General features: G+C 36.4%; 11 protein-coding genes and 2 pseudogenes. 7 read left to right on the plus strand and 6 right to left on the minus strand.

What is annotated here, in order from left to right:
* Positions 1 to 182: 182 nt before the first annotated feature.
* Positions 183 to 629, plus strand: coding sequence for a hypothetical protein (locus ABDZ91_RS14380; protein ID WP_343800106.1), 447 nt, complete (start codon positions 183 to 185; stop codon positions 627 to 629).
* A 149-nt stretch (positions 630 to 778) separates the two neighbouring features.
* Here the strand turns inward: ABDZ91_RS14380 and ABDZ91_RS14385 are convergent, their stop codons facing one another.
* The 4 genes from ABDZ91_RS14385 to ABDZ91_RS14400 form a co-directional block, all read right to left on the minus strand.
* Positions 779 to 1,489, minus strand: coding sequence for a hypothetical protein (locus tag ABDZ91_RS14385; protein ID WP_343800107.1), 711 nt, complete (start codon positions 1,487 to 1,489; stop codon positions 779 to 781).
* 93 nt (positions 1,490 to 1,582) lie between these two features.
* On the minus strand, positions 1,583 to 1,729 hold the full coding sequence (locus ABDZ91_RS14390) for a hypothetical protein (protein ID WP_343800108.1): 147 nt from the start codon (positions 1,727 to 1,729) through the stop codon (positions 1,583 to 1,585).
* 50 nt (positions 1,730 to 1,779) lie between these two features.
* Positions 1,780 to 2,295, minus strand: a complete 516-nt coding sequence (ytrI, locus tag ABDZ91_RS14395) for a sporulation membrane protein YtrI (protein WP_343800110.1) — start codon at positions 2,293 to 2,295, stop codon at positions 1,780 to 1,782.
* Positions 2,296 to 2,413: 118 nt separating this feature from the next.
* Positions 2,414 to 2,806: a hypothetical protein gene (locus ABDZ91_RS14400; RefSeq protein ID WP_343800112.1), complete on the minus strand. Its 393-nt coding sequence runs from the start codon at positions 2,804 to 2,806 to the stop codon at positions 2,414 to 2,416.
* 252 nt (positions 2,807 to 3,058) lie between these two features.
* Here ABDZ91_RS14400 and ABDZ91_RS14405 point away from each other — a divergent pair, with 252 nt between their 5' ends.
* Entirely contained in the window at positions 3,059 to 3,451 is a 393-nt protein-coding gene (locus ABDZ91_RS14405) for a hypothetical protein (protein WP_343800114.1), read from the plus strand.
* A gap of 311 nt (positions 3,452 to 3,762) precedes the next feature.
* Here ABDZ91_RS14405 and ABDZ91_RS14410 read toward each other — a convergent pair whose 3' ends face one another.
* On the minus strand, positions 3,763 to 4,206 hold the full coding sequence (locus ABDZ91_RS14410; protein WP_343800116.1) for a hypothetical protein: 444 nt from the start codon (positions 4,204 to 4,206) through the stop codon (positions 3,763 to 3,765).
* A 500-nt stretch (positions 4,207 to 4,706) separates the two neighbouring features.
* Here ABDZ91_RS14410 and ABDZ91_RS14415 point away from each other — a divergent pair, with 500 nt between their 5' ends.
* The 4 genes and pseudogenes from ABDZ91_RS14415 (at position 4,707) to ABDZ91_RS14435 (ending at position 7,774) form a co-directional block, all read left to right on the plus strand.
* On the plus strand, positions 4,707 to 5,363 hold the full coding sequence (locus ABDZ91_RS14415) for a DUF6431 domain-containing protein (RefSeq protein WP_343800126.1): 657 nt from the start codon (positions 4,707 to 4,709) through the stop codon (positions 5,361 to 5,363).
* A gap of 37 nt (positions 5,364 to 5,400) precedes the next feature.
* Positions 5,401 to 6,751: pseudogene (locus tag ABDZ91_RS14425) on the plus strand (DDE-type integrase/transposase/recombinase).
* Complete coding sequence (locus tag ABDZ91_RS14430) at positions 6,744 to 7,544, plus strand: ExeA family protein (protein WP_343800121.1); 801 nt, start codon at positions 6,744 to 6,746, stop codon at positions 7,542 to 7,544. Before ABDZ91_RS14425 ends, ABDZ91_RS14430 begins: the two are co-directional and overlap by 8 nt.
* Positions 7,541 to 7,774, plus strand: a complete 234-nt coding sequence (locus ABDZ91_RS14435; RefSeq protein ID WP_343800123.1) for a DUF5348 domain-containing protein — start codon at positions 7,541 to 7,543, stop codon at positions 7,772 to 7,774. Before ABDZ91_RS14430 ends, ABDZ91_RS14435 begins: the two co-directional genes overlap by 4 nt.
* Positions 7,775 to 7,869: 95 nt before the next feature.
* Here the strand turns inward: ABDZ91_RS14435 and ABDZ91_RS14440 are convergent, their stop codons facing one another.
* Complete coding sequence (locus ABDZ91_RS14440) at positions 7,870 to 8,145, minus strand: hypothetical protein (protein ID WP_343800125.1); 276 nt, start codon at positions 8,143 to 8,145, stop codon at positions 7,870 to 7,872.
* A gap of 165 nt (positions 8,146 to 8,310) precedes the next feature.
* Here ABDZ91_RS14440 and ABDZ91_RS14445 point away from each other — a divergent pair.
* Positions 8,311 to 9,749, plus strand: a pseudogene (locus tag ABDZ91_RS14445) (IS6 family transposase).
* Positions 9,750 to 10,853: the final 1,104 nt, after the last annotated feature.

The raw sequence follows: 10,853 nt of genomic DNA on the forward strand, positions 1-10,853 counted from the left end.
ATTCCAAACAGTAATTCTAATTCTAATATTCTTAAGAGAATATCAAAATAAAAAGATCGTCCTATTGACGACCCTATTGTATCAAGTCTTCTTCAACAATCCTGTTCCGTTAGTGGAACAAGAATAAATAACTAACACTTGGGGATTGTATAGGTGATAACAACTACACACGAGGTGAAATAATGAAAAAATTGTTTTTAACTTTGGTAATTCTTTTAGGTTTTCTCTTTCAGATTACGCCAACATCTGCAACAACAATCCAGGAGGTAGAGTATCCGAATAATCAAGGTAAATCTTTTATTAGTGAAGATGAATTTTATAATCAATTAGATAAAGATATGTACCAAGAGTATAAGAATGCTGCATATAGTATTCGCAGAAAAATTCCCTATAAAGAAGTTCCAGATGCAGAACTATCCTTTAATCGTAAGACAAAAAACAATTGTCAGGATAAAATGAGTCTTCAAACACCTCATATCCATCCTGAACGACAAGTATATTTTTTTGCATCTTTTTCTCAAAATGAAAAGGAAGAATTCCATAAATTTATAGTAGTAGACGCTGAAACAAAAACTAGACTCCTTGAAGGAAATAGTTTTCATCGGTATGAAAACCCATACAGAAATTAGAGTATTTTCTAAACCACCAAAACTAATGGTGGTTTATTATTTTCAATTAACAAGCTATCCTGACCCGTTTGTTCAATAAGAAATCTGACAAAAAAGGTGGTTAATCCTCCCTGGATCAACTCTCCTCCAGTTAGTTGAATATATTTCAGCTAACTTGTCTTTGCTTCGTTAAAAGTAACAGATTCCGCTTTATACATTCTCCCATCCCAACCATACTTAACTTTAAAGCTACCAATACTTGCTTCGGGTATAGTTACAAATACAGTCGTATTGCCATAGAGAACTCCATTTACAGGCTGATAATCCTCTATTGAACCTACTCCTGGTGAATTCACAGGAGTATAATAACCAAATTTTGAATAATCGATTACATATTTCTTCTTACCAATTGAAATAGTAATCTGATTACCTTTTTGCTTCATTTTCACAAGTCGTTTAACGGCATCATTAATGGATTCGACTGGAACCTCTTGGTATCTCCTATAAGGGTCTTGTACTTGATTTAATACGTGAATTTCTTTTTTGGATACTCCTGAACCAGAACCTGAAATCAATGCAACTACAACATCTTTAAATTCATCATTATTAATATCTTCATAAAATAATTTAGGGGCAAATTTAACGTTATACCAATTAGGAAAGTGATATAATAATTCCCCACCAACACTGTCTCCACTACCGCCAACTTGAATAGTAAAATTTTTTGTAGCCATACTATCTGCCTTATCTGCAATCAAAAAGATATTCTCATACCATTTATCAGAAATGATGAATGATGTAACAACCCTATCTGTTGCATATGCTTTCCCTGTTTGACTGCACAAAATATATAGTAATAAACATAATATAATTTTTTTCATCAGACGCACTCCTTTTACTTTAAAATTCCCAATAAGGAGTGAATTCTTGTACAGAATAACTACATAATTTTTTTGCTTAAACTATATGATCCATTAGTTCAATTTCCCCTCACTACATACATTAACTTCTGCTGGGTCTCCGCTACAACCATGTGTTGACTCATCATCACTTGAATCTGAACATGCAGTAGTTACAATGGTCAAAGCAATAATTAAAATTCCAAGAGATTTTTTAATCACAAATCTCCCCCCTTATTTACTTTCTTTATTAAGCTAATCTGATCCGTTTGTTAACTTCTTCGGTCAACACTTTCAATCGATAAGGTAAGTTTTAATGTAGTTGTTAAAGAAAACCTGTCAACTTTTACAGAGTATGTGGCATCACCAATATAATATGGTTTATGCTCAATTGCTTTAATGATAAACTCAACATTTGACGATATATCTTCAATCTTTCTATTCAGTATTTCACGGGTTTCATCCCGTATTTCTTGTTTTATTTTTAATTCATCAAATGCACTAAGGTTATACTTCTCAGTATTCTGAAGTGAGATGTCGATAAGTTGGACAGTTAGTTTTTTTTCGTTCTCTTGGTTTATCTCCTTGATGTTTTTAAGCAACGTTTCATTGTCTTTCTTTAATGAGCTAACTTGTTCCTGCAATTCTTCAATCCTCAATAGTTGTTTATCATTCAATGAACCGAACATAAACAAAAAAACACACCAACTAATAATACTGCCAAATACCATACCAATGACTAATATTTGAAAAGTCCTATTTTTTCTATAAAGCTCTGGCACTCTCATTTGCTCTCTCCTAAAACCCTATTTATTTCTATTTATATGGGACAAGGAGTTTTATATCACTGGTCTTTATACTTTGTGGATTGTTCTTATGCTAAATTCTCCTTTAGTTCAATTACTACTAGCCTTCCACTAATCCTAAGTAACGGATTTCCTCCCCGTATACCACTGCAATTAAAACAAGCCCTTTTCCACCGGATGGTTCATATATTTTTGTTCCTACTGGTAACTTTGTGGCAACACCACTCGTAAATCCTTTTCCATTTTGGGATTGTTCTGTAATCTCAGTTACTACCTTACCTAACTCCAAATCCAATTCTTGTACCCATTCAACCTCTTCAGCGTTTTTATATATGATGCGTTTATACTCAAAGATATCAGCATTCTTAATTTTAGATAAAATTTCCTCCGCGGTTGGATTTCCTTCTTGTTCAATAAAAACAATTTTTTCTTCATTACAGGCTCCCAAGATCAATAAAAACAACAAGATTACAGGTATCCTATACTTATTCACCAATTTCCCCCCTAAAAATTTCTTATATAGCAGTTCTTACCTTTAACTGTTAGACGAAAAAACAAAGTCAATGTTACTATATATCACTATTAAGCTATATGACCCTTTTGTAGAATAACTTCCATAATAAAAACGTTAATCCTCTAATTAGATCAACGCACAAGTTTTATTGAATTTATTTAAGTAGGTATAACAAGTACAAGTACCGAATAGGGATAAATTAACAATTATCTTTTAAGGAGGCTCAAAGTTATGAAAGTACAATTAAAGCAGTTGAAGAATAGAAGATTTATTCTAACAATGGTGCTAAGTCTTGGAATCCTTGGATTGATTATATTAACATACGATCGTGTAGATGAGTATTTAGTTAGAGATAAAATCAACAATATTCAAAGCAAAATCATTAGTTCAAATTTTAATGATAAACTTTACGATGAATTAACAACAGAAGGGATACAACCAGCAGGTATGGCAATGAATATTTCTCGTAACGGAGATAAAAGTGTACTTATTTATTTGAATAACTTTGATAGTTCCGACGAACAAGTCAAAATCCAAACAGAAAGGGTTGTCAATGAAGTCTCTAAACAAAATAATCTTGGAAGTTTCAAAGTTAAAGTGCAAAAAATTGAAATTCGAAACTGAATGTAATCTGTTTTATTAAAAGGACCGTTTGGTCTTTTTTTTTGTAAATGAAACAATTAACTACTCTCCCTATTTGATCACAATATAAACGTAAAAATGAAAAATTTTGTCCTTCTTAAACTCTACTGACCCTTTACTTTAAGTACAATTTTTCACAATCTAATTCTTACACAATATTCAAACGATTTCTTTATTTTATTATAAAAAGTAGGTTCGCCCATATTTTGGACGACCCTCCTGTTTTTACATAAGTGTATTTTAAATAAGTATTTTACGTTATTACTTTTTTATCTTACGACACAAAAAAACGATTAATTTTGTTCAAACTTCTTGAACTCTTCTTTTGTCCAATGACCCTGACCGTGTGAACTAATTTTTTTCGTCTTGGCATTATACATTGCATCCTTTATATAAATTTTTTCTCCATCGTCCTTTATGGAAAAGAAATAGTAAACTTGTTCTTCTGGATTAAGGTCTTTGGTATGTACGATAACACTATCTTTTAAATTCTGTTTCCAAACATTAGGGTAGTTCTTCCATTCTTCTTCATTAAAAACATTTGGAAGATCTTTAACCTTTGTTAGTTTTCTAACATTTAGTTTAGAATCATCAAATTCCTCATAAACCTTTTTATCTACATTGTTTTTGTAGAAATCATCGGCACTTGGGAGAGAGACTTCCTGAGCTAAAACAGAATTACTTGCTGCAATTAAAAATGCCAAGAAAATCAGACCATAAAGAATACTTTTTCTCATAGGGAAAACCCTCCTATATAGTTTTTATTTCCCTAATATTATTCCTATGGTTCATTGTTTTATTAAAAAAAGTGTTGAACTCATGCTTTAATTCTACCCATTTCCACTTAAACTGTTCGCTAGTTTAATAAGCGAAAGGAGTTGTCATTACAACAACTCCTTACTAAATATTCGCACCGTTTAGTTTAAATACATTTTTTCACAAACTGATTAACACACCTTGTTTTTATTCACTATTGATTTCATTTTTCAAGATTTCTTTGGTTATATTGTTCTATCCATTCACTGTCAATACTACCATTCACAATTTCGTAGAAAGCTCCATTAACCATAATTCGAGAACCCTCTCCAAATATATGGTATAGTTCTCCTTTTGTATTTACAGCTAAAAATTGAAATTCTGTTCCTTCTGTTCCATAGTCAAAGGATTTTTCTTGTTTAAGCCAATCTATATAATCCGAAAGTTGATGCTAATGCCTGACCGACTTCTGACCGATATAATGACCAAAGACTTTATTTTGGAGAAAGGAAAAACGCCTCCCTTTTATGTGGTACTGCTCCAACAGTTCCACGGGAGACGTCCTAAAAACACCTTATGGTTATTATATCAAATTACAAGTTGGTTGAGAAGAATCCGGGGGTTTTTTGTTAGGAGTGCGGAAACAGTACCCTGTCCTTGTTGTGGGGAGCCATTAGTAGAAGTAGTGGGAAGCAGGGCTAGGGTCTGGTATCAAAGTTCGGGAGAACGTTTGAAACTTATCATTCGAAGGCTTCGTTGTAAGGTTGACAGGAGAATCCATCATGAACTTCCAGATATTCTGGTACCTTATAAACGATATGATGCTGAAAGTATAGAAAGAGTCATCACGGTACCGGTTCAGGTTGACGTGGCGGTGGATAATTCCACCATTTATCGTTGGAATGACTGGTTCCATTCGTGGGTGGACTATGCAATAGGCTGCCTTCAATCCATTTCATTCCGTTTTCACTTTCCTGTGGAGGAAAAGTCCATCCCTTCACAGTCCGTACTCCTACCCCTTGGACGTTATATTGATATGGCCGTCGGTTGGCTGAGTCGAGTTGTCCGCCCGATTGCCAATTCAAATCTTTGGGTTACAGACCCGTTCCGCATTTCTGTCCAAACAGCTCTGAAATAAACTCATGCTATCCCATAAAAAATGGAGGCATGAGAAAATGAAAGATCAAAGAAAGGCAACAGAAATAGCAGCGGAGCGTATGCAACTAATCGCTCCTCTCCTTGCGGATGGGCTTGATACGGCTAAAGCCAGCCAAATCAAGCAATCTATTTGTGAACAGATGGGGATTTCAGAACGCACCTTGCGGCGATATTTGAATCGGTATCGAACAGGTGGATTTGATGGGCTAAAACCGAAATCCAAAGGGAGAAGTTCTACCAAAGAGGCAGTTCCAAACCATTTGTTAGAACAAGCAATCCCTGAGACGTGAAGTACCGAGTCGAAGTGTCAGTCAAATTATTCAGATTTTGGAATGGGAGGGGAAAGCAGAGCCAGGCGCATTGAAACGTAGCACCCTCCAGGAGAAACTCACGGAACAGGGGTTTAGTTCGCGACAGATGAGGATGTATACCAATAAAGGGGTGGCAGCACGAAGGTTTCAGAAAAGATATCGCAATAGCTTATGGCAGTCCGACATTAAATACGGCCCTTTTCTTCCGATTGGTCCCAACGGGACCAACAAGCAGGTATATCTAGTGCTCTTTATTGATGATGCAACAAGGTATGTAATCCATGGGGAATGGTATCCTACTCTGGAACAGTCCATTGTGGAGGATTGCTTTCGAAAATCGATCCAGAAGTTTGGTGTTCCAGAGGCTGTTTACTTTGACAATGGGAAACAATACCGTACAAAATGGATGGGAAGAACCTGCTCTAAATTAGGGATCCGTCTCCTTTTCGCAAAGCCGTATTCACCAGAATCGAAAGGAAAGGTAGAACGCTTTAATGGGATGGTCCAAGCGTTTCTAGATGAGGTGATGTTGGAGAAGCCTAAAACGTTGGATCAGTTTAATCACTTGTTTCGGGTATGGTTGAGTGAGTGCTATCAAAACAAGCCACACTCTGCTTTAGGAACAATCAGTCCAGAAGCAGCCTTTCGTAGCGACTCAAAAGTACTGCGCTTTGTGGATCAGGAGACATTAGCGATTGCCTTCCTTCACTGTGAGGAACGGAAAGTTGATAAGTCGGGATGTATCAGTTTTATGGGCAAAAAATATGAAGTGGGTCTTTCTTTCATCGGACGGAAAGTTCAAGTCATTTATGATGCTGCCGATATCACGGAAGTGATGATCGAATTCGACGGATACTCCCCTTGGAAAGCTCGAGAATTAGAGATTGGAGAGCAATCAGGCAAACGCCCTGCACTTCCAAACCACCTCTATCCTGAAGCGGCAGACACGTCCCGTTTACTTCGCGGAGCTGAACATAAGTACGAAGAACGAAACCAAATACAGACCACTGCTGTTTCCTACCGAATGGTCAAAAAGGAGGAAAACAGCCATGTTTGAAGCTTTTTATGAACTAACTCAAACTCCTTTTTCCCGGGATATTCCGACGGAAGAGTTGTATAACTCCGTTATTCTGGAAGAAACACTGGGAAGGTTAAAATATGCAGCTGAGAGGCAGCTCTTTGCGGTGGTTACAGGAGATTGTGGTACCGGGAAAACGACAACGATTCGTCGATTTGCGGAAGAATTGAACCCTGCTACTTTTTCTCTTCTATATGTATCAGATTCCAAGTTGACACCTCGTAACTTTTATAAAGGAGTACTGGAACAACTGGGATGTGAATCTAAATTTTATCGTGGTGATGCCAAAAGACAACTCCATAAAGAAATCGAGCTCATGCGGGGAATTCATCGTATACAACCGATTGTGGTGGTAGATGAAGCTCATTTGTTAGACCGAGAAATGTTGGAGGAAGTTCGTTTCTTATTGAATTTTAAGATGGATGCCCAAAGCCCTTTGTCTCTTATTTTAGTCGGGCAAAACGAGCTCTGGGATCGTCTGAAAATGCAATCTTACGCTGCAATTCGTCAAAGAATTGATCTGCAGTGTAAACTCTCTCATTTTGATCGAGCTCAAACAGGCGAATATATGAAGCGTCATCTCACCTATTCGGGCGCTCAACGAGATATTTTCTCTGATAGTGCCATTGATTGTGTTTTTCAATATTCAAGTGGGTCAGCTCGTCTTATCAATAAAGTATGTACTCACAGCTTACTTTACGGGGCACAAAATCAACGAAAGATTATTGATGACCATATGGTCAAGCATGTGATTGATGGAGAACTTTCATGAAGATCCACTGGTTGGACATGAAATACCACAAGGAACTGGAATGTTGGTTTTTTAAACAGGGAGAAAACGAGTTCATGATGAACTGTGGTGAGTGGTTTAACCTTCGTATTGGAGAAGAACAGGGAATACCATGTCGCTTGGAATTAGCGAAACAATGGTATGTAGTGATGGGACCAAAAGGGGTAAAGCTTAACCTACGAACCAACGAAACGTATAAGGTTGAAGTTTAATAATAAGGGAAGCGCGGTCTTGGTATCGACTTCCCTTTAAAACTGACTAACATGCAAGCAGAATTTGGACAGTAACCACCGTCTATTTCCTGACATTATAATGCGTCTATAACATTTTCTTTTGACCTCTTTACTTGATACTTGTCTAAAAAGTCCGTTAATTCTTTTATTATCTGTTCATCCTTTGTATACCAGCCAGGAAACTCTTCTACTGGAGGTACCGCAAAGTCAATTTGAACTATTTTATATTGATTTGCTTTAAATGTTTCAAGTAATTCTTTTTCTCTATAATCATTCCAATAGTTCCAATACTTATATGATGCAAAAATTATAATAAGTCCGATAACAGAAGCAAAAATGGTTCTTTTCATATACTCCCTCCCTTTCAATCTATCGTATTGTCAAAACTTTATATAGAAATAGGTTAATAAATCCTATAATAGAGGGCTTTATAAGCAAAAAAATTGCCACCCCCTAAATTCTATGGATAATTGAGGTTACCACACACCCAAATACCTAGAATGGAAGTGACAATTTTGTACCCTCAAATTATAACCTATTTATTAACTTTTATAAACTTTCAGGATCAAATTATTCGAACCTTACTCACTTTATTGATAGGGAAGAATATGTTGGATATCCCCAAGGACGAACCTACTAAAAAGGAATATCGCAAACTTCAAGTGGATAATCTTCCTATCATTGAAACTCTAGAAAAACTTGATTATAGAATCCTCCTTACGGAGTATCAGGATCAAAACGGGAAACCGTTGAAACCTGTTAGACGTCATAAAAATTCAAAACATGTAGTGCCAAGCAATCTGGTATGTGCGCGGTGTAGTGCACCATCAGATTATCTGTACGCAAACAATGGCGATAAAGGACAATATCAGTGTAAAGTGTGTGGCTGTCTTTTCAATCAGAAGAGTCGATTTCTTAAAGAAGTATTATTTAAATGTCCTCACTGCCAGAAATCCCTTGAAAAAATAAAGGAACGAAAGGATTTCTTGGTGTACAAGTGTAAAAACGATGAGTGCTCCTACTATCTGACAAACCTAAGAAATATGTCTCAAAAAGATAAAAGAAAATACAAACAAAATCCTCAATCATTCAAGTTACGGTATATTTACAGGCAATTCACCATCGACTTTAAGCCGATGTCGAGAGAATCACCACAGAAGGCCAAAGTTGATTTATCAAGGCTGTACGTTTCCCCGCATACCTTAGGGCTAATCCTCACGTATCGTGTAAACTATGGGCTACCTGCCCGGAAAACAGCCGCTATCATGAAAGATATCCATGGAGTGTCTATATCGCATCAATCCATATTGAATTATGAGAATGCGGTCGCGTTAACACTCAAGCCCTACGTGGATTACTATCCTTATGAACTGTCAGATCAATTCTGTGGAGATGAAACCTACATCCGTGTAGGCGGAAAATGGCATTACTTATTTTTCTTTTTTGATGCGGTCAAGAAAATTATATTGTCCTACCCGGTTTCACCGAATCGTGATACAGCCACTGCCATCCGAGCAATAGATGAAGTCCTAGTAAAGCTCGGAGAAGTACCAGAGAATCTGACATTTGTAGTAGATGGAAATCCTATCTACCTACTGGCTCAACATTTTTTGCCCAACACGACATTTCATTTGATGTGAAACAAGTCATTGGCCTTACAAATGAGGACCCAGTGTCAACGGAATATAGACCGTTAAAGCAAACAGTCGAAAGGCTAAACCGCACATTCAAAGGGAATTACAGAGCAACTCACGGATTCGGTTCCGACAAGGGGTCCGTGTCCTTTGTGACATTGTTTGTAGCCTACTTCAATTTCTTAAGACCGCATTCAGCATTGGAAGGTAAAGTACCAGTCCTTATTCCAGAGCTGAATCAATTACCACACATGCCAGCGCGGTGGACAAGACTAATTGAATTGTCTCAAGAATGGTTAATACAGCAACAGCCCGCCTAGTTATTTTTTAGCAGAGCCCTGATGGTTCGGAAAATAAGCAGCCGGCGAAGCGAACCCTTGACAAACCGAAAGGACAAAAAGGTTAAAATTGGTAACGTCAAGGGCTATTTGTCATGCCCAGCTATTTTTCCCTTCGCCCTTGATACTCTTATGGCAACCTTTTTGGACTGTTTGTCAAGGGCGGTTGCGGTACACGAGCATCCATCTTTCAAGATCGGGAGGACTGAATCACTGTTTTTCATAGAACTTTTGACACTACCCAATCTATTAACGGTTTTTTATATGTTTCCTCTAATCCTATTCCGTTAGTGAAATATATTAACAAAAAGCGTTAATCTTCTAGATCAATGCAGCAGTTACTAACTCGACTAATAATGAAAAACTAATTAAATCCTCCTTTCAATCGATTCTTAGGTTTCTTATATTATAAATCATATCATTATTCCCAAAAATATACAGATACAACTGAATTAGGCATTAAAAAGTTTAATATGGCGTAAAGGCTTTGGGTAATCTCTTAACGTTGAAAGTTTACATTTTCAAGAAACTACCCCAACTAAACTGACTTTCGTTTTGAATCTTACTATCTAATTTTAACATAATATTCCAAACAGTAACTCCTATGTTTTGAAAAGAATGACAAATAAAAAAGACCGTCTTCATTGACGACCTTCTAAAATCAATTTTCTTTAACAATCCTGAACCGTTACCGAAATATCCTTAACAAAAAAGAGAGTTAATCCCAATCAAAGCTAGTGTCTGTTCAATTTTTTTACACTAGCACTCTCTCCATAGGGTAAAGGCATCCCATAGTAAAATATTTCATTTCTAGGATTAGGCAAAGGTAATAATGTGTTAGGTTTATTTCTGTCTTCAAGCAACCTTTTTATCCTTTTTTCCTGTCGATGGATTTCTTTTTTAGAGAGTTCGATATTGAATCTCTCTTTTTTCATTATTCTATTTCCCTGAAGCCTATCATCTTCTTTAAAATTTACACCTTTTGTGACTGCTAGAATAAAGTGTACAGTTTTCGCTTGATTTGATGAAACAGTTATTTACCCAAATATACCAGCAAATAAAAATAGCCTATCACTGTAAAATGAA

It is taken from the genome of Bacillus carboniphilus (genome assembly GCF_039522365.1).
In the GTDB taxonomy this organism is placed as follows: Bacteria; Bacillota; Bacilli; order Bacillales; family JC228; genus Bacillus_BF; species Bacillus_BF carboniphilus.

Bases quoted from the DNA above. Each gene is read 5' to 3' on its own strand.
- ytrI (WP_343800110.1), bottom strand. From the start codon at position 2,295: ATGAGAGTGCCAGAGCTTTATAGAAAAAATAGGACTTTTCAAATATTA.
- ABDZ91_RS14410 (WP_343800116.1), bottom strand. From the start codon at position 4,206: ATGAGAAAAAGTATTCTTTATGGTCTGATTTTCTTGGCATTTTTAATT.
- ABDZ91_RS14435 (WP_343800123.1), top strand. From the start codon at position 7,541: ATGAAGATCCACTGGTTGGACATGAAATACCACAAGGAACTGGAATGT.
- ABDZ91_RS14385 (WP_343800107.1), bottom strand. From the start codon at position 1,489: ATGAAAAAAATTATATTATGTTTATTACTATATATTTTGTGCAGTCAA.
- ABDZ91_RS14440 (WP_343800125.1), bottom strand. From the start codon at position 8,145: ATGAAAAGAACCATTTTTGCTTCTGTTATCGGACTTATTATAATTTTT.
- ABDZ91_RS14380 (WP_343800106.1), top strand. From the start codon at position 183: ATGAAAAAATTGTTTTTAACTTTGGTAATTCTTTTAGGTTTTCTCTTT.
- ABDZ91_RS14415 (WP_343800126.1), top strand. From the start codon at position 4,707: ATGACCAAAGACTTTATTTTGGAGAAAGGAAAAACGCCTCCCTTTTAT.
- ABDZ91_RS14405 (WP_343800114.1), top strand. From the start codon at position 3,059: ATGAAAGTACAATTAAAGCAGTTGAAGAATAGAAGATTTATTCTAACA.
- ABDZ91_RS14430 (WP_343800121.1), top strand. From the start codon at position 6,744: ATGTTTGAAGCTTTTTATGAACTAACTCAAACTCCTTTTTCCCGGGAT.